Raw genomic sequence first — 26,794 nt, forward strand, 5'->3', positions numbered from 1 at the left:
CCTGCTCACTTTCCGATGTTGATTGATATGACACGCATTACCGCATGTGAAACCGGTGCCCTGGCCGATGGCGAGGCACTGAAGATAGACACTCCCGACCGCCAGATTGCCCTGTTCAATATCGATGGCACCTTCTATGCGACTGACGACCGTTGCACTCATGGCAACGCGTCCATGTCCGAAGGCTATATCGAGGACGACGGCACCGTGGAGTGCCCGCTGCACGCTGCCCGTTTCTGTCTGAAAACGGGCGCTGCCCTGTGCCAGCCCGCGACCGAGGCGCTACGCACCTATCCGGTGATCATCAGCGAAGGCATGGTCTATATCGATCTGGAGGCCCAGGCATGAATGGCTGGCTGCAAAACGAAGTCGCCTTGATCACTGGCGGCGGTTCAGGCCTGGGTCTGGCATTGGTAGAGCGCTTTCTAAAGGAAGGCGCATCCGTAGCCGTGCTGGAACGCTCGGCAGAAAAATGTACCGATCTGGAACAGAAATTCGACGGCAAAGTGCTGGCCATCCAGGGTGATGTGTGCAGCGCAGCCGACAACCAGAAGGCTGTGGATGCCACGGTGGCCCGCTTTGGCAAGCTGGACTGCTTTATCGGCAATGCCGCAGTCTGGGACCATGGCGCAAGGCTGATCAACACCAGCATGGAGCATCTGGACAAAGGCTTTGACGAGCTGTTTGCCATCAACGTCAAAGGCTATCTGCTCGGTGCCAAGGCCGCCGCGGCCGAACTGGTCAAATCCTGCGGCAGCATGATTTTCACCTTGAGCAATTCGGCTTTTTACGCCGAAGGCGGTGGCCCGCTTTATACCGCCAGCAAACATGCCGCGGTCGGTCTGATTCGTGAGCTGGCTTTTGAGCTGGCGCCTAAAGTCCGTGTCAACGGCGTGGGGCCTTGCGGCATGAAAACGGATTTGCGTGGCCCACAAGCTTTGGGGCAGCAAGATACGCGCATCATGGATTCGCGTTCACCGGATGCCATCAAAGCAATCCTGCCCCTGCAATTCTTTCCCGAACCTGAAGAATTTACCGGCCCCTTTGTGCTGCTGGCCTCGCGCCAGAACAACCAGACTCTGACCGGCGTCATGATCAATGCCGACGCAGGTCTGGGAGTACGCGGCATACGCAATGTGGCCGGCGGACTGGAGTTGTGATGCAGACACCTCATATTGTGATTATTGGTGGGGGACAGGCCGGTGCCACGGCTGCCGCTGAACTGCGCCGCCGTGACTTTGCCGGACAGATCACCCTGGTTGGTGAGGAGCCCCACCTGCCTTACGAACGCCCGCCCCTGTCCAAAGACGCCTTGCTGGACCCCGACAATGTGCAGCTGACCCTGCATCCGGCCAGCTTTTACAGCGAGCAGAACATCAGCCTGAAATTGGGTATCCGTGCCGAAGCGATTGACGCTCAACAAGGCTGCATCACCCTGTCCAACGGCGAAACCCTGCGCTACGACAGCCTCTTGCTGGCAACGGGTGCGCAAGCGCGACGCCTGCCCGAACTGGACGCGCTGGGTGCGGTATCGCATGTTCTGCGCACCCTGGACGATGCCAACCGCATTCGTGCCCAGCTCAAACCTGGCAGCCATGTGCTGGTGGTCGGTGCCGGTGTCATTGGCCTGGAACTGGCATCCAGCCTGGTCGCTTTGGGCGCCACAGTGGAGCTGATCGATCCGGCCAGCCGCATCATGTCGCGCAATGCCCCGGAGGTCCTCAGCCAGTATCTGCAAACCGTGCATGAAGCTCGCGGCGTGCGCTTTCACCTGGGTACCCGTGTCAGCAAGGCTCGTCTGGACGAAGAACAGAAAGTGGCGCTGACACTGGACAACGGCCAGCAACTGCAAGGTGATCTGCTGATTTACGGTGTCGGTGTGACCATTGATACCCGTTTGGCCGATAGTGCCGGACTGCACACCGAACAGGGTGCGATTGTGATTGATGAGCACGGCCGCAGTTCCCAGCCTGCTATTTATGCCGCTGGCGACACCACCGTGCAAATTGGTCTGGATGGCCGCTGGCAACGTCAGGAGACCTGGGAAAACGCCAACCGTCAGGCATGCATGGCCGTTTGCCACATGCTGAATCAGGAACCTGCCCAGGCCTGCCCGGCCTGGTTCTGGACAGACCAATGCGATCTGAACATTCAATTCGCCGCAGACATGGCCGCCGCCCACTGGATTGTGCGCGGCAATCTGGACACACCTCCTTTTGTCCTGATTGGTCTGGACCCGGAAGGAGCCATTTGCGGTGCCATCACGGTCAATCAAGGCCGTGATATGCGCCCGCTTAAAGAGCTGATCGAACACCGGGCCGTCCTGCCGCTGGAGGTCTGGACCGACCCCGCCCAGAACCTGCGCAATCTGGCCAAACAAGTCGCGCAGACAGCAGACAAGCAAACCGCCATCTCCGCCTTGACTGGCGAAGCGGCGGCACCCGCACACCCATAATCAGAATCAGGAGACTGACATGCTGGCACACCTGGAGTGTCTTTCACATACGCCTTTGCTGGGGCATCACGATCCGGCACAAAACGTACTGGACGAGGTCTTTGCAGTACAGAAAGCCGCCCGCGAACGGATTGCGGCATTCAAACCTGACCTGATCGTGCTGTTCACCCCCGATCACTTCAACGGTTTTTTCTACAACGTCATGCCCAGCTTTTGCATCGGCACCGGCGCGCATGCCATTGGCGATTTTGACAGCCTGGCCGGACGCCTGGACGTGCCCTTCGAGCTGGCCACGCAATGCGCCACCCATGTGATCAATAGCGGCGTGGACGTCGCCATTTCACACGATATGCAGCTGGATCATGGTGCCGCCTATCCGCTGGAGCACCTGGTGGGCAGTCTGGACCAGTACCCGGTTATTCCAGTTTTCATCAATTCGGTTGCCGCGCCCTTGCCAACCTTCAAGCGCGCCCGTTTGCTGGGCGAGGCCATCGGCCAATGGGCCCGCTCCACTGGCAAGCGCGTGCTCTGGATCGGTTCGGGCGGCTTGTCGCATCAACCTCCCGTCCCCGTCTACGCCGAAGCCCCCGATGCCGTTCGACGCTCGCTGGACGGCGAAGGCTACACGCTGTCGCCCGAAGCCCGTGCCGCCCGCACACAACGCACGATCGATGCTGGCAGAGCCTTCACCCAGGACCCTTCTGTTCTGCATCCGCTCAACCCCGAATGGGACCAGAACTTTCTGGATCTGCTGCAAACGCAGGGCTATGCCCAGCTCGATGAGGTCGCCAACGACGACGTGTCCGCCCTGGCAGGCCGCAGCGCCCACGAAGTCAAAACCTGGGTAGCTGCCTTTGCCGGGCTGTCGGCCTATGGCCCGTACGAAGCAGGACATCGCTACTACCGCGAAATTCCCGAGTGGATTGCCGGTTTTGGCGGCTTGTCTGCCCATCCCAGCAAGAACTGAAATCCACCACAACAAAACATCAGGAGATTGTCATGAGTCTGAATGAATCTGATTACAGCCGTTTCGCGACCGTGGTCGAGGAAGGCAAGGAACTGCGCATCCACTACAACGATCTGGGTCAGGGCGAACAGACGGTTGTCATGCTGCACGGCTCGGGCCCCGGCGCCACCGGCTGGGCCAACTTCAATCGCAATATTGAGCCGCTGACCCAGGCTGGTTACCGCGTCCTGCTGATCGACTGTCCTGGTTGGGGCAAGAGCGATTCCATCGTCAACAGCGGCTCGCGCTCCGACCTGAACGCCCGTGTGGTGAAAAGCATTATTGACCAGCTGGCCATAGACAAAATCCACATGCTGGGCAATTCCATGGGCGGCCATAGCTCGGTGGCCTTTGCCCTGACCTGGCCCGAGCGCGTGGCCAAGCTGGTTCTGATGGGTGGCGGCACAGGTGGCATGAGCCTGTTTACCCCCATGCCCAGCGAAGGTATCAAGCTGCTGAACGGTCTGTACCGCGAGCCCACGCTGGAAAACCTGAAGCGCTTTAACAATGTGTTCGTCTTCGACGCCAGCGTGCTGACCGAAGAGCTGCTGCAAGCCCGTCTGAACAATATGCTCAGCCGCAAGGACCACCTGGAAAACTTCCTGAAATCCCTGGAAGCCAATCCGCGCCAGTTCCCCGATTTCAGCCCTCGTCTGCCTGGCATCACCGCCCCTACCCTGATCATCTGGGGCCGTCAGGACCGGGTTGTCCCTTTTGATACTGGCCTGCGTCTGCTGGCTGGCATTCCCAACTCCGAGCTGCACGTCTACAACCAGTGCGGTCACTGGGCGCAATGGGAGCATGCCGAGAAATTCAACCAGCTGGTTCTGGATTTCCTGGAGCGTTGAAATGAACAAGGCATCCAGCGATCTGCTCGATACCCTGGCCAGCCGTCTGCGCCAGGCCGAGAGCAGCAATCAGTCCATAGACCCGATTCGCAGCCTGATTGGTGAAGACAATGCCGAGGCGGCCTACACCATCCAGCGCATCAATATTGCCCGTGGGCTTGCCCAAGGCCGTCGCCTGACGGGCCGCAAGATTGGCCTGACCAACCCCAAGGTCCAGCAGCAACTGGGCGTGTCGCAACCCGACTTTGGCGCCCTGTTTGCCGACATGGCCTATGGCGATGGCGAAACCGTCCCTGTCGAGCGTGTCCTGCAACCCAAGATTGAAGCCGAAATTGCCCTGGTACTGGAGCGCGACCTGCCCCATGCCGACACCAGCTTTGGCGATGTCGCCGCGGCAGTAGGCTGGGTCATGCCCTCTCTGGAAATCGTGGGCAGCCGCATTGCCAACTGGGATATCCGCTTTGTGGATACCGTGGCCGACAACGCCTCCAGCGGCCTGTACGTGCTGGGCGGCCCTGCTCGTCGCCTGGACGGCCTGGACCTGCGCAATGCTCGCATGAGCCTGCATCGCAATGGGGAACTGGCCTCCAGTGGCAGCGGTGCCGAATGCCTTGGCCACCCTTTTAATGCCGCCGCCTGGCTGGCCCGCACCATGGCCAAACTGGGTGAACCGCTACGGGCCGGCGATCTGATTCTGACCGGCGCACTAGGCCCCATGGCACCCGTTGCCCCCGGCGATCACTTTGAAGCCGTGATCGAGGGCATAGGCTCGGTATCCGTCACCTTCAGCGCAGGCTAAGTCCCCTTTGTACGGAGTAACACACATGACAAACCCCAACGGCATTGCCGTCGCCATCATTGGCTCGGGCAATATCGGCACCGACCTGATGATCAAGGTGATGCGCCAAAGCAAACACCTGAAAATGGGCGCGATGGTCGGTATCGACCCGGCCTCCGATGGTCTGGCCCGTGCGGCCCGCCTGGGCGTGCCCACCACCCATGAAGGACTGGTTGGGCTGTTGAAGCTGCCCAACTTCAAGGACATTCGCATTGTGTTTGATGCGACCAGCGCCGGTGCCCACGCCCGCCACAACGCCGTCCTGCAAGAGCACGGCATCCAGGTTATTGACCTGACCCCTGCGGCTATCGGCCCTTACACCATCCCGGTCGTGAACCTGGACGACAATCTGGACGCACCCAACATCAATATGGTCACCTGCGGCGGACAAGCCACCGTCCCCATCATTGCGGCGGTCTCGCAGGTCACTCCCGTGCACTATGCCGAGATCATTGCCTCGATCTCGTCCAAATCGGCCGGTCCGGGCACCCGCGCCAATATTGACGAGTTTACTGAGACCACCAGCAAAGCCATGCAAGTCGTGGGCGGTGCCACCGTGGGCAAGGCCATCATTGTGCTCAACCCGGCCGAGCCGCCTTTGCTGATGCGCGATACCGTCTACACCCTCAGCGATCCGGGCCAGGAAGCGGAAATCGAGCAGTCCATCCAGCGCATGGCCGACAAGGTTCAGGCCTACGTGCCCGGCTATCGCCTCAAGCAAAAAGTGCAGTTCGATGTGATCCCCGAGGACAAGCCCATCAATGTGCCCGGTCTGGGATGGCGCTCCGGCCTGAAAACCTCGGTGTTTATCGAGGTGGAAGGCGCCGCACACTATCTGCCTGCCTATGCTGGCAACCTGGACATCATGACCAGTGCCGCGCTGGCCTGCGCCGAGCGTCTGGCCCAAACCCGCCTGCTGACGCAAACCGCATGACACGCAAGGACATCACAATGGCACACGATCCCAACAAGAAGCTCTTTATTTCCGACGTGACCCTGCGCGACGGCAGCCACGCGGTACGTCATCAATACAGTCTGCAAAACGCCATGGATATTGCCCGTGCCCTGGATCAGGCCAAGGTCGATTCCATCGAGGTGGCCCACGGCGACGGGCTGTGTGGCTCCAGCTTCAACTACGGTTTTGGCGCACACACCGATCTGGAATGGATTGAGGCCGTGGCCTCGGTCATTACCCATGCCAGGATTGCCACCTTGCTGCTGCCAGGCATTGGCACCATCCACGATCTGAAAGCCGCCTATGACGCCGGTGCCCGCATTGTGCGGGTGGCCACGCACTGTACCGAGGCCGACGTCAGCAAGCAGTACATCGAATATGCCCGCAATCTGGGCATGGACACGGTGGGCTTTCTGATGATGAGCCACATGACCACACCTCAACATCTGGCCGAACAAGCCAAGCTGATGGAAAGCTACGGGGCGACCTGCTGCTATGTGGTCGACTCGGGCGGGGCCTTGAACATGAACGATGTGCGCGACCGTTTCCGCGCTTTCAAGGATGTGCTCAAGCCCGAAACCGAAACCGGCATTCACGCCCATCACAACCTGTCCCTGGGTGTGGCCAACAGCATTGTGGCCGTGGAAGAAGGCTGCGACCGCATTGATGCCAGCCTGGCGGGCATGGGTGCCGGAGCCGGCAATGCTCCGCTGGAAGTGTTTATTGCCGCCGCCGCACGCATGGGCTGGAATCATGGCACGGATCTGTACACCCTGATGGATGCAGCGGACGATATTGTGCGCCCCTTGCAGGATCGCCCGGTGCGCGTAGACCGCGAAACCCTGGCCCTGGGCTATGCAGGCGTATACAGCAGCTTCTTGCGTCACAGCGAAGTAGCCGCCCAGAAATACGGTCTGAAAACCGTGGACATTCTGGTCGAACTGGGCAAGCGCCGCATGGTTGGCGGCCAGGAAGACATGATTGTGGACGTGGCTCTGGACTTGCTGCAACGACAAGCCGCGACGGCCTGATTCCAAAACTCTAAAAAAGCTTTACCCCGACTCACCGCCGCTTTGGCGGTCGGTGAGCGGATTTCTGCGCCCTGAATTCGGGGCGGGCAGGTCGCAGAAGCAATAAAAAAACGTCCCGGTCAACCGAGGAGACATTGCAATGACACAAACCCACGGCCGCAGACACGCGGTCATCACGGTGGCGATCTGCTTTCTGATCGCTGTTATCGAAGGCATGGATATTCAGGCCGCCGGCATTGCCGTTAAAGGCGTGGCAGCGGAGTTTGGACTGGATAAAACCTATCAGGGCTATTTTCTAAGTGCAGGCATTCTGGGACTGCTACCCGGTTCACTGATGGGCGGGCGTTGGGCAGATAAATACGGTCGCAAGGCCGTGCTGATTGCCTCGGTCGCCATCTTTGCCCTGTTTACCCTGTTCACCGCCTGGGTCAACAGCCTGGCCATTCTGTTGCTGGTGCGCTTTCTGGCTGGTGCCGGGCTGGGCGCAGCCATGCCCAACCTGATCACTCTGGCCGCCGAATCGGTCAAGCCAGAGCACCGTGCCCGCGCTGTGGGCATGATGTATGCGGGCATGCCTGTGGGTGCAGCCATCCTGTCACTGGTGGCCGCTTCCAACTTTGGCGAGAACTGGAAAAACATCTTCTATCTGGGCGGCTTGCTGCCCCTGCTCGTCATTCCTGTCATGGTATGGTTCTTGCCCGAATCACGCGAGTTTCTGCAGGCACGCCAGAGCCGGACCATCGTCCAGGGACGTTTCCAGGATCTGTTCAGCAATGGTCTGGCCACCCGTACGCTGCTCCTGTGGGTCAGCTATTTCTTCACGCTGATGGTGGTGTATCTGATGCTGAGCTGGCTGCCTTCCCTGTTCCAGGAGCTGGGCTTTAGCCGCAAGCAAGGCAGCACCGCACAATTCTGGTTCATGGTCAGCGCAACCGTGGGCACCGTCTTGCTGGGCTATCTGACAGACCGCTGGCACAAGGCTTTGGTGATCGCGCTGATGTATGGCGGAATCCTGGCCGGTTTGCTTAGTCTGAACGGCGCATCGGGCTTGGGACAAATGTATTGGGCCGCCGCATTGACGGGCGCTTTTGTCATCGGTTGCCAAGGTGTCCTGTATGCTTTTGGCGGCATCGTCTACCCCACCGCCGTGCGAGCCACAGGTGTAGGCACTGCCGCTGCAGTCGGCCGCATTGGCGCCACCTTGGGCCCGACCATTGCAGGCATGTTGCTTAGCCAGGGCTATGGTGCTGCCGGTGTGATCAGCTCGGCCATTCCCTGCATTATTGTCTCGGCGCTGTGCATGTTCCTGGTGGTGCGTCAGATCAGTCAGGAGCGAGCACTGGCCTCCAGCAATCCCGCCCTGTCAGCAGCAGGCAAAGCGTAAAAACAGAGCAGATTGCAAATCAAAACCGGGCTGCAATCTGCACACCAGTCCTCCCATAGCCAGCCCTTGCACTTAAGGGCTGCTGCCAAGCCAAAGTAGCACTGTCTGCATGACTGGCTCTCGAAGGTTGACCGTATTCGACCTTGGGGGCCACTCGCAATGGCAGCTCCCCATTCAGCGTTGCAGACCTATGCGATCTATGCGGGGTCACTTGTGACAATCCCTGAGGAGAATGGAAACAAGAATAAAGAATGACGGGATACAATGGCCGGCTGCTATTTTTTGGCAGCAGTTTTTTATGGTCGGGCGTAACCCTGCAGCGGGGAAACAAGAACAAGGTGCCTGACCCAGCACGGAAACACGAGTGATGGACACAGTCATACTTCTTCTGATCGCCGCTATTGCCTTGCATTTTGTGCGGGCACGCTATCAACGCGAGCGCATTATCTTGCTGGGCCGCCACTTGAGCAGCTTCCAGCTGGAGCGCCACATGGAAACGCTGACAGAAGGCTATGCCCGCGCCATCGGTGAACAGGATCCCTCGCGCCAACTGCAGGTTCTGGAGATGTTTGCCCAAACTGAACATGCCGTGGCGACACAGGTTCAATCCTTGGCGGATCTGCTGCAAAAGGAACCCGCAGAAAGCACCCGTGTGGGCATGCTGCCCTTCTGTGTGCCTTATGCAGAACGAATCATCCCGTCCATGACGCGAGACTTTCGTCAGCTCCTGCAGATTCATGCCGCCGGGCTGCGCCATATGGCGGACAACCCCGAGCAGTTGGACCCCAAAAGCCGGGCCTACCATTTGTCGGCAGAGCTGTACCTGTTTCAGCACAGCTGCCACTGGTTCTGCAAATCCCGCACGGTGGCCGATGCCCGCTTGCTGGCACGCCACAAGGTGACGCATCAAAAGGTATTGGAATCCGTCTCTGCCCAGACTCGCAACGCGTATTTACGCTGGCAGCAAAGCTCGGACAAGAAATAAAAAATGGAGCCTGTTGGCTCCATTTTTTATTCGCTGCTTATCAGGGATACACAATCACAAAGGTGGCTGCCGCCTCCAAAGGCCCCGGTCTGATATCCGCTTCAGTTTTATTCGGAAGGCGTACGTATTGGGCGGTAAAGCCGGTAGAAAGCGTCGCCCCGTCTGCTGTTGCCGGTCCTACCGTCGGTGCATAGCGCTGCGGCACCCAGGAGCCTGACGGTGCGGGGCCAAAAGGCACGGGTTCATACTCACCACGATGAAACAGACGGATGCCCACTGCCGGATTACTCGTCAGCAGATAGTCTTTGGGCGTTGCCGTATCCCTGGTGTCGGTAAAGTAAAAACTCAGCTTGGTGTCTTTCGTACAGCCTGTTCCCTCAATCAGGAAATAATTTTGCCCTGCCTCACCCGAGGGACGAAGAGTACTGGCAGCTGGAATCTGACCAGGGTCAACCGGCCCCAAGGTGACGCTCTGCGTCAAGGTACTGGTGGCGAACTTGCAACTTGGCAAGGCAGGTTTGGGCAATTCGGGCACCTGCAAGGTTCCTGTAAGTGCTGCCATAGGGTCCAGCCAGCCATTCACACACAACTGAGGAATAGCAGCCCCCTTTTTATTCGAGGTAGCCACCGTCGTCTGACCGCTCTCAGTAAAAGTCAACTTGCCACCCTTGTAGACCGTCTCATCAATAATGACTAATTCCATATTAAAGAACTGGGTCATAGTGTAGTTCGCACGAGTCTGAGCCTGCAGAACTCTAAACCAGCTCTGACCTGAAATAATCGTGCCTGTGCTAGCTGGAGGAGCCAGCATTGTCAAATTAGTAGTTGCCGAGTAGCCGCCCCAGCGAACCACCAATCCCAATCCGGGCATACCGCTCAAGGGGACAGCACTGTAATTATTGCTAACGACCTGCCCGCTCGCCAAAACGTCGGCAACCTCACCATGAGCTAAAGGTATATAGAACTGTGCATACGCAGAGATACGCCCGATCACGTCACCATTTTTAAAAACCTGACCGCCGGGCACCATGTTCCAATTTCCACTGGGCGTCAAATCGCGTGAGCGGAAACAAGTGGTGGACTGTGCCTGCACCTGACTCATTCCGGCCAACAATACGATGGGTACCAACCATGCTCGGGCCCCAGCAGACAACAAACCTGACAACCCTTTTTTTTCAAATAAACGTTTCAACATGTCGCGCTCCTGATTCCTTAGCATTACATCGCCTCTATAAAGCGAGCCTAATTACAAAGGAATTTTAAAAGCGCGGCCTATTTTTTTATTTAAGACTAATCCGAGAATACTTTTCCCGTCTTTAATAGATACTTGAATCCCATAGAGGTTAATCGTCAAGAATTGCAAAGCCAGCAAGCAAGCCACTTGACAGAGAATTTAATTAAAAAACAAATCCTCTCAATTAACAGGACTGCATTTTAAGAATAGTCCTAAATCTTTTCACCGATTGATTTCCTAAACTTCAATTGTGCCCAAACAGAGCACACTCCTGGGAACCTTCGAGCGCCCCAAGGCGTACAACAAGGTTGCTTCGTTTGTCCAACAATCGGAAGTCAAATCAATCATGAAAAAGATCCTTTTCGGCCTCACTATCCTTTCCGCTTTCGCCGCTACCGGTGCCCACGCTGCTGACCCAACGATCGGCGCTCGCGGCAATATCCAATTTACCGGCAGCATCAACGCTGACAGCTGCACCGTGCGCTCGCCTGGTGCTTCCAGCTCCGGTGCCAACATGCTGGTCGATATGGGTCCCGTTTCGGCCAAGACACTGGGTACCGAAGCTGTGCCAGCAACCTCCGCTGGTGGCATCACTGCGATCTCCAAAAACATCGATATGCAAATCGAATGTGCCAGCGGCACCAAAGTTGAGCTGAAGCTGGCTCCTACCGCTACCTCCGGTAAAGGTATTGCTGTTACCGGTGGCGCACAAAACGTGCAGATCATGCTGGTCAGCGACCAAACCGTCCTGGACTTCACGGACGGCACCGCCAAGCTGGAAGCTCCTTACGCTGGTGGCGCCATCAACATCCCTCTGACCGCCTACTACACCCGCAAGGCTGGTACTGACGTGGCTGATGTGGTCGGCGGCCAAGCCAACGCAACCGTTGCTTACGAGCTGTCTTACGAATAAGACCGCATAAGCCCCTGGCGAAGGGTGATCCTCTTCGCCAGACCCACCTCTCAAGGAGAATGAACCATGTCCATCTTAACTTTCAAGAAACTGGCTTTCGGATGTCTAACCCTTGGCGCTGCGCTGTTGAGCAGTCAGGCAAATGCATCGATCTCCTTGAGCGGTACTCGTCTGATCCTGCCCGAGAAACAACAAGAAGCCTCCATCGTGGTTCGCAACGACAATTCGCCCATCCTGGTTCAGTCCTGGCTGGAAACGAATACCGATCACGATCAAGCTGAACTGCCTTTTGCCATTACCCCCGCATTGGTCAAAGTTGCCCCTAACGGACAACAAGTGATGCGCGTGCTCTATGCCGGTGGTGATCAAGGCCTGCCCCGCGACCGCGAAACCGTGCTCTGGCTGAACATCCAGGAAATCCCCCAACAGGGGCCCGGTGAAAACCAGCTGCAGATTGCCATTCGCCAACGCATCAAATTATTTTTCCGTCCTGACGGCCTGCCCGGTTCGGCAGAGCAGGCCCCTGCCCAGCTGCAGTGGTCTGTGGTGAACAGTCAGGGCAAACCCATGCTGGAAGTCCACAACCCCAGCGCGTATCACGTGTCCATGTCTACCCTGCGCACCGCCAAGGGCCAGGATATGGAAGACCCCGGCATGATTGCCCCCGGCCAGACTCGTCTGCTGCCACTGGGCCGCTCGGGTGCCCAGGACACCTTGCAGTTTCGCGCTATCAGCGACTACGGCAGTGCCGATCCGTATGAAGTGCGCCTGAACGGCCAAACCAAAGTCCAGCCTCGCGCCTTGAGCACGGACACGCCGTAAGACGGCGGCCCAGTCCGCCGCCCCTCCCCCGCTTCACGTCTGACCCTTTCGGCTACTGGCATCTGGCCAGTAGCAGGAGCCCTTGCACGTCTTCAAACCGTCAATTACGCCCCCTGGGTGCAGAGTCATGTTCACAAAAAACCATCAGTTCTGCCAACGCATTCGCCCCATCAGCCGCCAGCCACTGGCCGCGCTGTGGCTTGCCTTGCTGCCCTGCATGGTCATGGCGGCTGGCTCCGCCCAGGCTCAGACGAACGCTGTCACCATTCCCGCTCCCCAGGACAATCAGGCCGAAGCGGTTCAAGTAGCCGCTCTGGATAACACGGAAACGCTGGGCTTTAACATGGCCTTCCTGCAAGGCCAGGCCTCCACCGCGGACCTGCGCACCCTGCTCTCGAACAGCAACGTGTCCGAAGGTGTGCAACGCGTGGACTTGTACGTGAACCAGCAGCGCACCGGACGACGCGACATCACCTTCAAGCGCAACCCGCGCACCGACGAGAACGAGCCCTGTTTCAACCAGGAGATGCTCGATCAGGTCGGGATTGACATGAGCAAGCTGCCCGCCCCGGTATCGGCCGAAGCCACTTGTTTGCGCGTGCCCGAGATCGTGCCTGAAGCCACAGCAGTGTATGAAAGCGCCCAGCTGCGTTTGATGCTGAGCATCCCACAGATCTATCTGAACCCCAGCAAACGCGGCTATGTAGACCCGTCGCTGTGGGATTCGGGCCAGACCGCGGCCTTTGTGAACTATGGCGTCAATGTGCGCCGTGACCAGAGCAAGGGCATGGCCGCCACCAATGACGTCAGCGCAGACCTGCGCATGGGCGTGAACATTGGCTCCTGGCGTATACGCAACAACTCCTACTACAGCTCGGGCACCAACCGTTCCAGCACCTTTACCAGCCAGAACACCTATGCCCAGCGCGACATCGTCGCCCTGAAAAGTCAGCTGCTGGCAGGCCAAACCTATACCCGCTCGCCACTTTTTGACAGCGTGCGCTTTATGGGCGTGCAAATGCTCTCGGACGACGCCATGCGTCCTGATAGCGAGCAAGGCTACGCGCCCGTGATCCGTGGCACGGCCGAGAGCAATGCCACCGTGGAAGTGCGCCAGAACGGCTATGTGATCTACACCACCAACGTGGCACCCGGCCCGTTTGCAATCAGTGACCTGTCTCCTTCGGGCTCGAACGGCGATCTGGAAATCACCATTATCGAAGCCGATGGTTCCCGCCGCATCCTGCGCCAGGCTTTTTCCGCCCCTCCCCTGATGGTGCGTGAAGGCCGCCTGAGCTATGACATTGCCGCCGGTCAGGTACGCCTGAACGACGACATGCAAGAGCGCCCCAATTTTGTCAGCGGCTCCATGCTGTATGGCGTCAGCGCCAACACTACCCTGGCCGCAGGCGTGCAAGTGTCCAAAGACTTCAACGCCTATTCCATGGGCGTAGGCATGAACACCCAACTGGGTGCAGTTTCGCTGGATGCAACCCGCTCCACCAGCCGTGTTCGGGGTCAGCAATCCCAGGGCACCAGCATGAACCTGCGCTACAACAAGTTCATCGAAGCCACGGGCTCGAACGTGTCCATCAATATGCGTCACGACCTGAGCCGTGGCTATCGCACCCTGGCCGACCACGTCAATGCCAGCGAAGCCCCTTCGCACCTGCGTCTGTATGGTCAGCGCAACTCGCGCCAGCGTATTGATGCCAACATCAGCCAGCCCGTGGGCGGCGGCAATATGTACCTGAGCGCCTCCTACAACAAGAGCTGGGACAGGGATTCCTCCAACAGCTTGTCGGTGGGGTACAGCAACCATATCGGCAAGGTGAACTACAACCTGTCGTACACCCGCACCCGCAATCTGCAATCCTCGTTCGGTCCTTCGCGTTCGCACGACAACGCCATCATGCTGACCCTGAGCATTCCTCTGGGTAGCGGCCCGAATGCGCCACAAAGCTTTACCACCATCAGCCACGACAATACCGGCAATGCAGTCCAGGCTGGTGCCAGTGGCCTGCTGCCTACCGAGCGCGAAATCAGCTATGCCGTTGCCGGTGGTCGCAGTGCAGCCGGTGAAAGCAGTGCCTCGGTCAACGTAGGCACAGCGACTTCCTTTGCCCGTCTGAACGCTGGCTACTCCTACGGCAACCGTCACAACTCCGGCAACTTCTCGGCCAATGGCTCGATTGTGGCGCACAGCGGTGGCGTGAACCTGGGTCAGGCCCTGGGCGAGACCATCATGCTGGCCAAGGTGGAACCCGCCGTTGCCGGTGTGGGCATCTCCAGCCACGCCGGGGTCGAAACCGGCTCGAACGGCTACGCCATCATCCCCAACGCCACGCCGTACCGCAGCAACCACGTCAGCCTGGATACGCGTAACGCCCCCAAAAATGCCGAGTTCGACAATGCGGTGCAGCAGATCGTGCCGACGCGTGGTGCTGTTGCGCTGGCCACCTTCAAGGCCGAAGTCGGCTACCGCGTGCAGTTTGAACTGCGCGACGAGCAAGGTGCATCTCTGCCCTTTGGTGCCATGGTGCGCGATGCCGCGGGCCAGCAACTGGGCATGACCGACCCGCGCGGCCGCATTCTGACCATGGTTTCGCCCGAACAAATGCGCGGTTATCTGGATATCAACCGTGATGGTCAGCTGTGTCGCGCTCGCTACGAACTGACCGAAAACGCGGAAAACCTGAACTATCAGCTGGTTCGTCTGAGCTGCGTCAACCGCGATCCCGATCCCATGCTGCCTGGCGATCTGGCCAAACAGGGCACAGCCCAGGACGGTGCGGTATGAAAACGGCACAGCTAAGGGGCGGCCCTCTGCGTGAGAACCTGCCTGTCATGCAGGTTCCGCGCTTTCCCAGTGTCTTGCTGGGTGCCTTGTCCCTGATTCTGATTCTGTGTGCTTCCCTGGGCACGGGTGCCTATTTGTATGCGTCGGCCACACACCTGATTTCCGAATATCGTCGCCAGCTCAATAGCGCCGCTGACCACGCTCAATTGTTCTTTGACCAGCGTGAAGTGCTGCTGCGTGCCGTGGCGGCCAGCGCGGTTGCCCCGGATACGGTCGTGCTTTCGCCCCAGTCCCGCAATCTGGAGGCCATCAGCACACCGGACAATGGCTCTGCCGATCCCTACACCCTGCTCTTGACGCGTCGCCATTGGAACGCCATCCATCGCACCGGCACTCTGCGTTATAGCGAACTGAATCCCGCCCAGGATTTCCGTCTGGAGCAGGAGGGTCAGCGTCTGTCCTGGGAACCTCAGATGGATGCACTGGCAACGCGCCTGATCACCATCAATCAAGAACCCCATGCCCGGCAAATCCCCGTGGTCTGGCTGCATCAGGATGATGACTCCCCATCGCGGCTGGTGGCCTACACCCCTATCGACAGGGACAATCGCCAGGGCGCCTGGCTGGGTCTGGAGCTGAAGGACATAGACCGTGCCTTGACCCTGACGCCACCACCACCCAGCACTGAATACATTCTGTTCGATATACGCGGGCAAGCCGTCCTGTTCAGCAGCGCCCCACCCGATGCGTCCGAACTGCGCTGGATCCAGCAGGACTATTTTGGTTTTGATGGCAAAGGCTGGCCGCAACACATCATCCTGAGCAAATCCATCGGCACCGGCGGCTTGCGGGTGCTCTACGCCTTGCCAACCCAGCAGTTGCTGCGCGATGGCCGCAGCGCCCTGATTACCGCCTTGCTGACGCTGACCGTCTTCACCACGATTGTGCTGGTCGGTGCCAGCCTGATCCGACGCCGTTTGCTGCTGCCTGCCCGCCAGCAACAGCAAAGCCTGGTTGATAGCGTGTCCCTGAATCGCAAGCTGATTGCCATGGCGCCTGTGGGCCTGGCTTTGGTCGATGCCCAGGGCGACGTGATCTTCCAGGAAAATCTGCAGGCTCGCACCTGGATGCAAGGCGATGATCAATGGCGCACACGCTTGCCTGGCGAGCACGATCAAAGTGCCTGCACCGACATCACCTTGAAAGATGGCCGCAGCGTGCGCGTGCATGCCATCAGCCTGAATTACCGTGGCAACCGGGCAGCCCTGTGCTCCATCATCGACATCACAACCGAGAAAGCCGAAGAGGCAGCGCTGCGTCATTCCCGCCAACTGGCGGAAAACGCCAATATCGCCAAGACCCAGTTCCTGACCACCATGAGCCATGAAATCCGCACGCCCCTGTACGGCATTCTGGGCACGCTGGAACTGATTTCCCTGGCAGAAAACCAGAAGCACCCTTCGCCCTATCTGGACACCTTGCGTCGCTCGGCCGAAACCCTGTTCCGGGTCGTGGGCGAATCGCTGGACCTGTCCCGCATCGAAGCGGGCCATGTCACGCTGGAGCCACGCGAGTTCACGGCCCAGGAACAAGTTGATGAGGTAATTGCCGCCTTTGCCGCCACTGCTCAGAACAAGGGCTTGCTGCTGTATTCGGTAACTCCGGTGCGGGCCTTGGTCCCCACCATTGGTGACCCTTTGAAGATTCGCCAGATTCTGGGCAATCTGGTCAGCAATGCCATCAAGTTCACAACATCCGGGCATGTAGTGCTGCGCCTGCATACCGAACCGCAACCGGGCAACCGTCTGGCCCTGCGTTTTCAGATTACGGACTCCGGCCACGGCATCAATGCCGATGTGCTGCCCAAGCTGTTCCTGCCCTACTTCAGCATGAACGAAGGCGGTGTCAGCAAGCAACCGGGCACCGGCCTGGGCCTGCCTATTTGCCAGCGCCTGGCCAGCCTGATGGGCGGCTCCCTGTCTGTAGTCAGTGAACCGGGGCTGGGCACCAGCATTACCTTTGAAGTGATTTTGCCTGTGGCCTCGCCTCCTGGCACACCCCCGGCTCCCGAGTCCCTGCTGGCGTTCCGTCCCGTCTATGTCACTGGGGACATTCCGGAAATCGTCTCCAACGTCAGCAAGTGGCTGCGCCATTGGGGGGCCTATGCCTTGCCCTACAACGGACAGCCCGCCAAGCCCGGTACGGTGCTGGTACATAGCTGGCCGTCCTTTGCCACCAGCACGCCTGAATGGACTGGACGTCAGGTCATGGCTCGACCCAATACACCGGCCACTACGGCAGCCGAACAAGCCGATTATTTTTATACCGCCTCGACCGCCATGAACGACATCATGCATGCGGTACAGCAGGCGCAGGCCCTGGATTGTGCACCCGCGCAAACCGAAGAGGCTTTTAATCCACCGGTACGCACACAACGTGTACTGGTGGTGGACGACAACCCGGTGAACCGGCAGATTCTTCAGGAGCAACTGACCTTGTTGGGCTGCACCACCCATCTGGAAGCCAATGGCGAAGCCGCCCTGGCCCTGCCAGACAAAAACCGTTTTGATATTGTCTTTACCGACTTGTTCATGCCCGGCATGGACGGCTACTCCCTGGCCCGTGCCTTGCGTGCCGAGGGGTATCAGGGACGCATTATTGGCATTACGGCCAATGCCATTCTGGACAAGGACAAGGAGTGGTCTGCCGCCGGCATGGATGCCCTGCTGATCAAGCCTTTGCCCATGGCCGCCTTGCGCGACAGCCTGCAGCCTCCGACGCTCTAGGCCTGCCCCACTTATGCACGATTCCTGCGTCGCCATCGCGGCGCGGGACGGTATGATACGGCAGGACTTGCCCTATACGGCGCCCCCACGGAGAACCATGGCCAATTCACCCTTTAACCGCATGACGCGACGCTCGCGTGGACACACGCGGCTGTTGCTCAGCGTTATTCCTGTTTCCTTTATTTTGCTAGGCGCGCTGGTCGTAGGCGGCCAGCATTTTTTCAGCAATGAGCGCCATCGCCTGGAATCAGATTTCACGGTGACGGTGGCTTATATCCACGAACAGGAACGCTTTCTGACTCACTTGAAAGCCGATGCGGCCAAACTGGAAGCCGGGCCGGAGCCCAAACCTCCGCCGGTAGAAAGCGGCCAGGCTGTCAGCATCTGGCGGCCAACCGCCAGCGTGTCCTTTTCCATGCTTTGCGAGCAGCATTGCCGTGCGCCCAAAGAGGCTTACGGGACGATGGGTGCGGACCTGGCCGACAGCTTTGCCTCCTTCTGGGCACTGTCCTATTTCCCATCCGGCTATTTGTTCCTGTTCCATCCCGAGATGGAAGACAGCTTGAGCATTCCGGAGCTGGAATCTTCCCGAACCGATACCGTCCTGCCTATTGCTTCGCACAAAGAGGCACGCCAGCATATTCAGCCGCCCAGCAAGCCCGTCCCCGGCCCGCCAACGGTGAAATGGGTTTCCTTGCCCGAACACCCTTTGCATATGCTGGGCATCATCCCGATTTCCTTGCCCGGCCTGCCCATTCCCGGTGCAGACCCGTCCTTGTTCCAGGCCATGAGCCTGTTTGATAAAGGCCGACTGCGCGAGTTTTTCGGTCAATCCGAAGCGCCGGTAGGCTATCGCTTCTGGCTGCACCATGCCGAGCAGGGTTTGTTGATCGGCAAGAACGACTCCCCCGACCTGAAACATGATGGTTTCACCATCAGCCTGCAAGGGCTGGCCTTCCAAATGCGCGACACGTCGGGCACCTGGACGGGACGCTATCTGATCAGCCCCAGCCAATTGCTGGACAGCACCTGGGTCCCCCTGGGGACAGTGGCGTTTTTATTATTGAGTCTCCTGGGTGGCATAGCCTATGCCCGCTGGTACGGACGCCGTGTGGTGGAACCGGCCCGTCAGGCACAACGAGCACTGCTGGAAAGCCAGGACTTCAACCGCAGCATTATTGATACCTCGCCAGTCGCGCTCTGCGTGATCAGCAAGGACAAGCGACAGATTATTTTTGGCAATGCCCAGGCGCTGGAGTGGCTGGAACTGGATGCAGGCGACAGCTTGCCTGAGCAGTCTCCCCTGTCTCTGGCCTTGAACGAACTGCAGCAGCAAGGACCGGATGCGAACGAGGGCAAAGTAGATTTGGCCGATGGCCGCAGCCTGCATCTGGCCTGTGCGCCCAGCCGCTATCACGAGCAGGATGTCTTGCTGTGTGTCCTGATGGACCTGACCGCCCAGGAGGAAATCCAGCGTGAACTGGAGCGCGCGCGTGCCGCGGCGGACGAGGCCAGCACCGCCAAATCCGCCTTCCTGGCCACCATGAGCCACGAAATTCGCACCCCCTTGTATGGCGTATTGGGCTCTTTGGAATTGCTGTCCATGACCGAGCTGGATGGCCAGCAGCATCAACAAGTGGACCGGATTCAGGGGGCCTCGCGCCAGCTGCTGCAAATCATCAGCGACATTCTGGACATCAGCCGGATTGAAGCCGGTCAAACACATGTGCAGACCGTGCCCTTGGACCCGGTCGCACTGGTGCAAGATTGCACCGCCACCTATACCGCCATGGCCCAGCAGAAAAACCTGCTGCTGTTTTGCCATGTCAGCCCGGATGTGCCGCGCAACGTTCTGGGCGATCCGCTGCATATACGGCAGGTTCTAAGCAATCTGATCAGTAACGCCGTCAAATTCACACAGGCGGGCCACATTATTGTGCGACTGCGCCAGGAGCAGATTGCCAAGGGAAAATCGCAATTGCTGTTTCAAGTAGCGGACAGTGGCGTAGGCATTGAGCATAAACGCCAGGACAAGCTGTTCACTCCCTTTTATGTGGCCCATTCGGGTGAGCACACCATACGCGGAGCGGGTCTGGGCCTGTCCATCTGCGCCCGTCTGGCCGAACTGATGGACAGCCAGATTCAGCTGACCAGCGAACCCGGTCTGGGCAGCAGTTTCTCTTTTACGCTGAATCTGGATATAGAGCCCGCCGGTGAGCAAGCCCGCCCTGCTCCAGACCTGCAAGGTATGAGGCTGCATGTACGCACGCCACATGCCGAGCTGTCCGAGTCAATTTGCACCTGGCTGAATCGCTGGAATGCCCAGGCGCAAGCCATGCTGCCCAGCTATCAACTAATCGGCAATGCTGAGGATGTCTTGCTGGATGTGATGATGCCCGCCAGCAGCCCGGCTCCAAACTGGCCCGGCCCTTACGTCAGCATCTCCGCACGTGATGGCAGCGCCACCTTGCCCGAGGCCGATGGCACCAACCCGGAAAGCATTGCCCGTGCGCTGGAGCGCTGGAAGACACAACAGGACGCCACGCCCGAACAGGCTGTCGCGCCACCCGTCAAAGCCGCCATCAAAACACCCAGCCGCCCCGGTCTGCATGTGCTCGTGGCGGAAGACAATCCGCTGAACCAGGCTACCTTGCGCGAGCAACTGGAGCGTTTGGGATACCAGGTGACCCTGGCTCAGGACGGTGAAGAGGCTCTGGGGCTGTGGGATGGAAACAGCCATGATCTGCTGCTAACTGACGTCAATATGCCCAATATGACGGGCTACGAACTGGCCCGACGCTTGCGCGCCCAGGGCATGAACGCGCCCATTATCGGCATTACAGCCAATGCCATGCGTGACGAGGCCCAGCGCTGCACACAAAGTGGCATGAACGCCTGCCTGGTCAAACCCATGGATCTGGCCACCTTGGGCAAGCTGCTGGAATCCCTGGTCAGCTCGCCCGTGCCCCAACGCTATCGGGCTATTTTTCGCAGCACCATGAGCAAGGATCTGGAAGCGCTGGAACAAGCCCTGCAAGAGCAAAACGCAGCCCAAAGCCAGGCCGTGTTGCATCGTATGGCTGGCGCGCTGGTGGTGATGGGCCTGCATGAAATCGCTGACAGAGTGAAGGAATTGGAACAGAATTTCAGGCAGAATACTCAACAAACTGAAACACAAGTTCAAACAGCCATCGCAGTTTGCAATGCATTACGCGAACTGATCGAACGAGCTTAGCAAAACAGGCAAGGAAACCCCGGTATGCCCGCCATTCAAAAATTGCGCGTCATCATTGCAGACGATCACCCATTGATCCTGATGGGCATACGCGAGCTGCTGGGACGCGATATCAACTTGAGCGTCGAGGCCGTGGCGGCCAGCCCCTCGGAGCTGGTCGAACACCTGCAAGGCAATCCGCCGGATGCCGTGATTACGGACTACTCCATGCCTGGCGACGAGCAATACGGCGACGGCATCCGCTTTATTTCGTATCTGCGCCGCCACTTCCCCGACGTGAAACTGATTGTGCTGACCATGGTGTCCAACCCCATGATCATTTCTTCTTTGTACGACGCAGGCGTGCAAGGGGTGGTGCTCAAACAGGACGAACTGTCCGAGGCGCTGGTGGCCCTGCATTTGTTGCGCCAGGGCGTGAAATATTACCCGGCCAATTTCAAACAGGACACACCCAAGGATGTGCTGGAAAGCTCGGTGCCCGATCGCCTGGCTTCCCTGAGCCCGCGTGAATTTGAAGTGCTGCGCCTGTTTGCCATGGGTGACTCCATCAGCAGCATTGCTGAACAATTAAATCGCAGTATCAAAACCATCAGCGCGCAAAAAGCCTCGGCCATGCGCAAGTTGAATGTGCATAACAACCAGGATCTGATTGTGTTTTGCACTCAACACAATCTGTTTTCCTAAGCCGCCCAACGCTGACGCATCCACATATCCAGCTCGAAAGCGGGAGTGGGTTTGGCAAACAAATACCCTTGCGCGTAATCGCAGCCCATTTGCTGCAAGATATCCAGATCAGCCTGGGCTTCCACCCCCTCTGCCGTCACTCGCAAGCCACGTTCCTTGGCGGTCGCAATCCAGCCCAGAACCTGATTGGCCTGCTGACGGTTGCCCGACAAACCATGCACAAAACGCCGGTCCAGCTTCAACTCTGAAAACGGTGCACAGGCCAATCGTTCCATGGAGCTGTAGTCCACACCCACATCATCCTGAGCCAGTCCAAAGCCTATTGCCACCAGGCGACAAGCGCCCATGAACAAGGCACAGGGTGTTTTGGTATCGGAGTTCTCCAGCAGCTCGAAAGTAATGTCACAGGCCCGACCCTGCTTGGCTTGTACACAGGCCATCAAGCGATCTGGCAGACCAGCATCATCCAGCAAATGCGTGGGCAAATTCACCGACACCGGCATCACCGTTCCTTGACGTCGCCAGTAAGCCTGCAGGCCCAGCACCTCCTGGAGGACGTGCATCAGCAAGGCTTCATCCAGGCCGTGCTCGCTGAACCAGGGCAAAAACGCATTAGGCGACAACAGGCCCAATTGTGGATGACGCCACCGCGCCAAGGCCTCCAAAGCCACCAGCTTTTGGGACTGCACCGATACCTTGGGCTGCAACCAGGCCTGAATCTGATCCTTGTGCAAGGCATCCAGCAAGCCAGCCCGGCTGATGATCACTCCCCCTGCCTGAGCACCCGGCAAGGCAACCGCAGGCCTTGGCACCCACAAGCCCGACTCGGAGCGGGCGCGAAGGGTGGACCGAGCCAGTGTTCTGGACGGGCGGTAGGTCAAACATCCGGACGATTGTTGAAACACAGAAGGTGCAAACATGAAGAGCCCCGGCAACAAGAGATGCGCATCACAAGCCGCCTTGCGGTTCGCTAGCCATCATCGATGCTTCAAATCGTAAGATTCCGGGCGCTGTACGGGTCTAGGAATAATCCGAAAAACCCGCTGGCAAAACCTCAACGCAGGGTAAACATGGAGGCTCTGTCCACAGCCAAGGGCCTGCAAAGCCTGCGCGCACAGCTCTCCCCCAAAGCGCTGGAAAACCCTAGTATTTTTCAAAGAACAGATTTTGTAGATTAAATAAGCAGACATCTTCGTCTGCCAAAAACAGATGCATGCGCTGCCAAAGTTGCCAGCGACATGCAGGCAATAAAGCCTCATTCCCTTTCACAAGGGGTGGGGCTTTTTTTGTGCGCGCGATTTATGCATGCCTGTTTTATGACCACCACAAGGAGAAGACAAATGACGGTAAGTGTGAAAGACGCCTTGGCCGCAAAAGGGATACATCCCAGCCCCCAGCATTTGGAGAAACTGGAAGTCAAATGGCGCGAAATCCAGGCCATGAAAGGCAATCTGGAAGGCATTGCCATTGACGATGCAGACCTTGCGATCAAACACCTGGCCGGAGGCGACCACCATGAATAAAGATCTACTTGAACTGAGCGTTATCGACCTGGCCGACAAGCTGCGCAGCAAAGCCGTCTCCCCCGTTGAAGTCACCGACAACCTGCTGGCCTACATCGAGCAATCCAACAAGCAGACCAACGCCTACATCTCTGTGACGGCTGATCAGGCCCGCAAGAGCGCCAAACAAGCCGAGCAGGACATCATGGCCGGGAAGTACAAAGGCGTGTTCCATGGTGTGCCGCTGGCCCTGAAAGACAATATTTACTTTGCGAACGAGGTCACCACCATGGCCTCCAAAATCCACAAGGACTTTGTCTCCAAAGACGACGCGACCGTGGCCACCAAGCTGCGCGATGCCGGGGTGATCTTCACCGGCAAGCTGAACATGCACGAATACGCCTGGGGCATCGACAACAACAACCCCCACTTTGGTGCCGTCCACAACCCCTGGAACGCCGACCGCGTCCCCGGTGGCTCCAGCGGTGGATCGGGTGCAGCCGTGGCCTCCCACAGCTCCTACAACACCCTGGGCACCGACACGGCCGGTTCCATCCGTATCCCATCGGCCGCATGCGGCATCGTCGGCCTGAAACCCACCCATGGCCGCGTCAGCAAATTCGGCGTCTACCCCCTGGCCTGGACCCTGGACCACGTAGGCCCCATGTCCAAAACCGTGGCTGACGCCGCTGCCATGCTGGAAGTGATCGCCGGCTTTGATGGCCGCGACCCCACTTGCGCCAACGTTCCCGTCGGTTCCTACCTGAGCGCACTGAATGGCAACGTTAAAGGACTGCGCATCGGCATCATCGAAGACTACTTCTTCAAGAACGTGGACGCCGGAATCGAAAAAGTAATCCGCGACCGCTTGGCCGACCTGGAAAAACAGGGTGCCAAAGTCATCCCGCTGAAAGTCCCCGCCCTGCGCTACTCCGAATGGGCCGAGCTGGCCGTCAGCCTGACCGAAGCTGCCACCATCCACCACCAGGACCTGATCAAACGCCCCGACGACTTCGGCGGCGACATCCGCTTCCTGTTTGAACTGGGCGAACTGTTCAGCGGCATCGACTACCTGCAAGCCCAGCAAGTACGCCGTGCGCTGAAACAGCAATTTACCGCCACTTTCAAAGACGTAGACGTCATCATCGCCCCCACCCTGCCTTGCCAGGTACCCAATATCGGCACCGATACCGTCAACATCAACGGCAAAACCCTGGACTTCATCGACGAAGGCATCCGCTTTACCGGCCCCAGCAACCTGACCGGCCTGCCCGCCGTCACCGTGCCAGCCGGTATCTCCGAAGGCATGCCCGTGGGCCTGCAAATCATCGGCCCCGCCTTTGAAGAAGCCCGCATCCTGAACGTTGCCTACGCCGTGGAAAACATGAAACCACTGGCAGGACACCACCCCGTCCTGAAACCGTAAGCTCAACCAGGCACCACAGGAACAAGCCCCTGTCCGCTACAAGCAGACAGGGGCTTTCTTTAGAACCAGGCCAAAGCCATCAAAATCGTAAACACAGAGGGACTCTATTTTCTTTCAATAAGCCATTCGGGTTCGCCCCAGGGCTGAGCGGCGAGTCAGAGTTCTTGCCGCGGGCGATTGCGGGATACGGGGTGCAAGCGCCCTTCTGTTCGCGCCCGACGCTTGTGATGTGTCCGGGGGACACATCACCGGGCAAGTTAAGGGCGCGCCCGTATCCTGCAATTGCCAAGGGGACCGACGCGCAGCGTCGGCAAGGACTCAGCCGCTCAGCCCTGGGGCGAACCCGAATGGCGTCTTTCAGAACGAGCCCCCTGCTCCAACCCGAGACGCTTCAGACAAGAAAGCAATCTAAACGAAGTCAAACAGCACAGACATTACCCCCCCCCCAAGCAAGGCATCACCTCCTGCGTCAAATGCGCCACATTCAAGCGCATCCTGTCCTTGAAATCCTTGTCTACCGCAAACGAGGCCCCCGGCATCAGCAAAATCCCCTGCTGTTCCAGCCTCTCTATATAAGCCGTCAAATCCGACATCTCCGGATGCCCAACCCACAAGAACATCCCGCCCTGCGCCGGTACATCAAACACCCAGCCGTATTCCGTCAGCACTTTCTGTGCAATTTGCTGATGCGTCATCAACTGCCGCTGAATCGCCTGCGTATGTTTCGCATACGTGCCATCCGCCAGAATCGTATTGACAAAGCGCTCGCAAAACCCCGGCACAGCCACACTGGTCAACAGCTTCAAACGAATCAAAGGCTCCAGCAACTGCATCCCACAAGCGATATAGCCAATCCGCAAGGAGGCCGACAAGGACTTGGAAAAACTGCCTATATAAACCACATGCTCCAAATCCCCCAGCCCTGCAAAAGTCTGCCGCACGCCGGGGAAGAAATCCCCGTACACATCATCCTCGACAATCAGGAAATCGTGCTCCACCGCCAGCTTGACCACGGCAAAAGCCACCTTGGGACTTAAACCCGCCCCGGTCGGATTATGAAAAGTGCTATTGCAGAAAAAGGCCCGTACCTTATGCGCCTGCAAAATCTGCTCCAAGGCAGCCACATCCGGCCCATCCACCAGGCGCGGCACACCAATGGGCACACCGCCACACAAGCGAATCAGCTTGATCAAATTGCCATTACACGGCTCATCCACCAAGACATGATCACCCTGCCGAATCACCGTGCGCGCAATCAGATCCAGCGCTTGCGTCGCCCCCAGAGTCGTCACAATCTGCTGGGGAGAGACCTCGATCAAAGTCGATTGCCGCAACAACATGGACAGTTGCTTGCGCAAGGGCAGATAGCCCTGAATGTCGCCATACTCAACCAGACCACTGCGCCCGGAACGCGCCGTCTTGCGTATGGCCTTGGCCAAGGCATCCGTATCGCGCCACGGCACAGGCAACCAGCCACAACCCAGCTTGCACTGCTCGGGCTTGGCTTGCAGGATTTTAAGCAAAGGATCCGTCGCCGCCTCGGACGGCGATAAGGGCAAGTGCTCCCCCAGCCCGGACCAGCGCGCCACAAAATAACCGCGACCTTGCAAAGCCTCCAGCATCCCCTCGCCAACCAGACGGGTGTAGGCACTGACCACGGTGTGATGGCTCAGGCCTTCTGTGGCCATCATCTTGCGGATGGAAGGCAGTTGCTGCCCCACCGCCCAGTCACCCTGAAGAATCGCTTCCTTCAGACGCTCGTAAAAATCCATGCTGCCTGCCTCTAAACACTGTTAGAAAAAATTAACTAACAGTTTTCAGGATAGTACACCGACTGTTCGAGACAAACGCCTCGTGAAAATACAAAATCGTCCCGACAGTTTTTCATTG

At 58.4% G+C, this 26,794-nt stretch carries 21 protein-coding genes; 18 read left to right on the top strand and 3 right to left on the bottom strand.

The window, feature by feature from the left end; all coding sequences use genetic code 11:
• The first annotated feature begins 27 nt into the window (after positions 1 to 27).
• The 10 genes from hcaC to DUD43_RS14190 all read left to right on the top strand — a co-directional run bounded on the left by hcaC (position 28) and on the right by DUD43_RS14190 (position 9,502).
• Positions 28 to 348, top strand: a complete 321-nt coding sequence (gene hcaC / locus DUD43_RS14145; protein ID WP_026484793.1) for a 3-phenylpropionate/cinnamic acid dioxygenase ferredoxin subunit — start codon at positions 28 to 30, stop codon at positions 346 to 348.
• A complete protein-coding gene (hcaB, locus tag DUD43_RS14150) occupies positions 345 to 1,160 on the top strand; it encodes a 3-phenylpropionate-dihydrodiol/cinnamic acid-dihydrodiol dehydrogenase (RefSeq protein ID WP_153230767.1) in 816 nt (271 codons plus the stop codon). The genes hcaC and hcaB overlap by 4 nt, the downstream gene beginning before the upstream one ends.
• Positions 1,160 to 2,455, top strand: coding sequence for a 3-phenylpropionate/cinnamic acid dioxygenase ferredoxin--NAD(+) reductase subunit (gene hcaD, locus DUD43_RS14155; RefSeq protein ID WP_153230768.1), 1,296 nt, complete (start codon positions 1,160 to 1,162; stop codon positions 2,453 to 2,455). The genes hcaB and hcaD overlap by 1 nt, the downstream gene beginning before the upstream one ends.
• 19 nt (positions 2,456 to 2,474) lie before the next feature.
• On the top strand, positions 2,475 to 3,422 hold the full coding sequence (locus tag DUD43_RS14160) for a 3-carboxyethylcatechol 2,3-dioxygenase (protein ID WP_042487230.1): 948 nt from the start codon (positions 2,475 to 2,477) through the stop codon (positions 3,420 to 3,422).
• 32 nt (positions 3,423 to 3,454) lie between these two features.
• Positions 3,455 to 4,309 carry an alpha/beta fold hydrolase gene (locus tag DUD43_RS14165; RefSeq protein WP_153230769.1) on the top strand — a complete coding sequence of 285 codons (855 nt, stop codon included), beginning with the start codon at positions 3,455 to 3,457 and terminating at the stop codon, positions 4,307 to 4,309.
• A 1-nt stretch (position 4,310) separates the two neighbouring features.
• A complete protein-coding gene (mhpD, locus tag DUD43_RS14170; protein WP_045930314.1) occupies positions 4,311 to 5,108 on the top strand; it encodes a 2-keto-4-pentenoate hydratase in 798 nt (265 codons plus the stop codon).
• Between the two features lie 25 nt (positions 5,109 to 5,133).
• Entirely contained in the window at positions 5,134 to 6,081 is a 948-nt protein-coding gene (locus DUD43_RS14175; protein ID WP_153230770.1) for an acetaldehyde dehydrogenase (acetylating), read from the top strand.
• 17 nt (positions 6,082 to 6,098) lie between these two features.
• Positions 6,099 to 7,133 carry a 4-hydroxy-2-oxovalerate aldolase gene (dmpG, locus tag DUD43_RS14180; RefSeq protein WP_045930316.1) on the top strand — a complete coding sequence of 345 codons (1,035 nt, stop codon included), beginning with the start codon at positions 6,099 to 6,101 and terminating at the stop codon, positions 7,131 to 7,133.
• Positions 7,134 to 7,272: 139 nt separating this feature from the next.
• On the top strand, positions 7,273 to 8,517 hold the full coding sequence (mhpT, locus tag DUD43_RS14185; RefSeq protein ID WP_153230771.1) for a 3-(3-hydroxy-phenyl)propionate transporter MhpT: 1,245 nt from the start codon (positions 7,273 to 7,275) through the stop codon (positions 8,515 to 8,517).
• Positions 8,518 to 8,884: 367 nt separating this feature from the next.
• Positions 8,885 to 9,502: a hypothetical protein gene (locus DUD43_RS14190; RefSeq protein WP_153230772.1), complete on the top strand. Its 618-nt coding sequence runs from the start codon at positions 8,885 to 8,887 to the stop codon at positions 9,500 to 9,502.
• 40 nt (positions 9,503 to 9,542) lie between these two features.
• Here the strand turns inward: DUD43_RS14190 and DUD43_RS14195 are convergent, their stop codons facing one another.
• Positions 9,543 to 10,697 carry a fimbrial protein gene (locus DUD43_RS14195; protein ID WP_194273399.1) on the bottom strand — a complete coding sequence of 385 codons (1,155 nt, stop codon included), beginning with the start codon at positions 10,695 to 10,697 and terminating at the stop codon, positions 9,543 to 9,545.
• 385 nt (positions 10,698 to 11,082) lie between these two features.
• Here DUD43_RS14195 and DUD43_RS14200 point away from each other — a divergent pair, with 385 nt between their 5' ends.
• From DUD43_RS14200 to DUD43_RS14225, 6 genes are all read left to right on the top strand, one after another.
• Entirely contained in the window at positions 11,083 to 11,649 is a 567-nt protein-coding gene (locus tag DUD43_RS14200) for a fimbrial protein (protein WP_153230774.1), read from the top strand.
• A gap of 66 nt (positions 11,650 to 11,715) precedes the next feature.
• Positions 11,716 to 12,471: a molecular chaperone gene (locus DUD43_RS14205; protein WP_153230775.1), complete on the top strand. Its 756-nt coding sequence runs from the start codon at positions 11,716 to 11,718 to the stop codon at positions 12,469 to 12,471.
• Between the two features lie 127 nt (positions 12,472 to 12,598).
• Positions 12,599 to 15,271: a fimbria/pilus outer membrane usher protein gene (locus DUD43_RS14210; RefSeq protein ID WP_153230776.1), complete on the top strand. Its 2,673-nt coding sequence runs from the start codon at positions 12,599 to 12,601 to the stop codon at positions 15,269 to 15,271.
• Complete coding sequence (locus tag DUD43_RS14215) at positions 15,268 to 18,057, top strand: ATP-binding protein (protein ID WP_153230777.1); 2,790 nt, start codon at positions 15,268 to 15,270, stop codon at positions 18,055 to 18,057. The genes DUD43_RS14210 and DUD43_RS14215 overlap by 4 nt, the downstream gene beginning before the upstream one ends.
• A gap of 97 nt (positions 18,058 to 18,154) precedes the next feature.
• Positions 18,155 to 21,292, top strand: coding sequence for a hybrid sensor histidine kinase/response regulator (locus DUD43_RS14220; RefSeq protein ID WP_194273400.1), 3,138 nt, complete (start codon positions 18,155 to 18,157; stop codon positions 21,290 to 21,292).
• Between the two features lie 24 nt (positions 21,293 to 21,316).
• Positions 21,317 to 21,976, top strand: coding sequence for a response regulator (locus tag DUD43_RS14225; protein ID WP_153230779.1), 660 nt, complete (start codon positions 21,317 to 21,319; stop codon positions 21,974 to 21,976).
• Here the strand turns inward: DUD43_RS14225 and DUD43_RS14230 are convergent.
• Positions 21,973 to 22,896: an EAL domain-containing protein gene (locus DUD43_RS14230; protein WP_153230780.1), complete on the bottom strand. Its 924-nt coding sequence runs from the start codon at positions 22,894 to 22,896 to the stop codon at positions 21,973 to 21,975. The two genes, DUD43_RS14225 and DUD43_RS14230, sit on opposite strands and share 4 nt — an antisense overlap.
• A gap of 420 nt (positions 22,897 to 23,316) precedes the next feature.
• Here DUD43_RS14230 and DUD43_RS14235 point away from each other — a divergent pair, with 420 nt between their 5' ends.
• Together DUD43_RS14235 and DUD43_RS14240 are read left to right on the top strand one after the other, a co-directional pair.
• Positions 23,317 to 23,499: a hypothetical protein gene (locus DUD43_RS14235; RefSeq protein ID WP_153230781.1), complete on the top strand. Its 183-nt coding sequence runs from the start codon at positions 23,317 to 23,319 to the stop codon at positions 23,497 to 23,499.
• The gene (locus tag DUD43_RS14240) at positions 23,492 to 24,904 is read left to right on the top strand and encodes an amidase (protein ID WP_153230782.1); all 1,413 of its coding nucleotides are present in this window, start codon (positions 23,492 to 23,494) and stop codon (positions 24,902 to 24,904) included. Before DUD43_RS14235 ends, DUD43_RS14240 begins: the two co-directional genes overlap by 8 nt.
• A gap of 434 nt (positions 24,905 to 25,338) precedes the next feature.
• Here DUD43_RS14240 and DUD43_RS14245 read toward each other — a convergent pair whose 3' ends face one another.
• Entirely contained in the window at positions 25,339 to 26,676 is a 1,338-nt protein-coding gene (locus tag DUD43_RS14245) for a PLP-dependent aminotransferase family protein (RefSeq protein WP_153230783.1), read from the bottom strand.
• Positions 26,677 to 26,794: the final 118 nt, after the last annotated feature.

Origin of the sequence: Alcaligenes faecalis (assembly GCF_009497775.1) — a bacterium.
Taxonomy (GTDB): domain Bacteria; phylum Pseudomonadota; class Gammaproteobacteria; order Burkholderiales; family Burkholderiaceae_B; genus Alcaligenes; species Alcaligenes faecalis_D.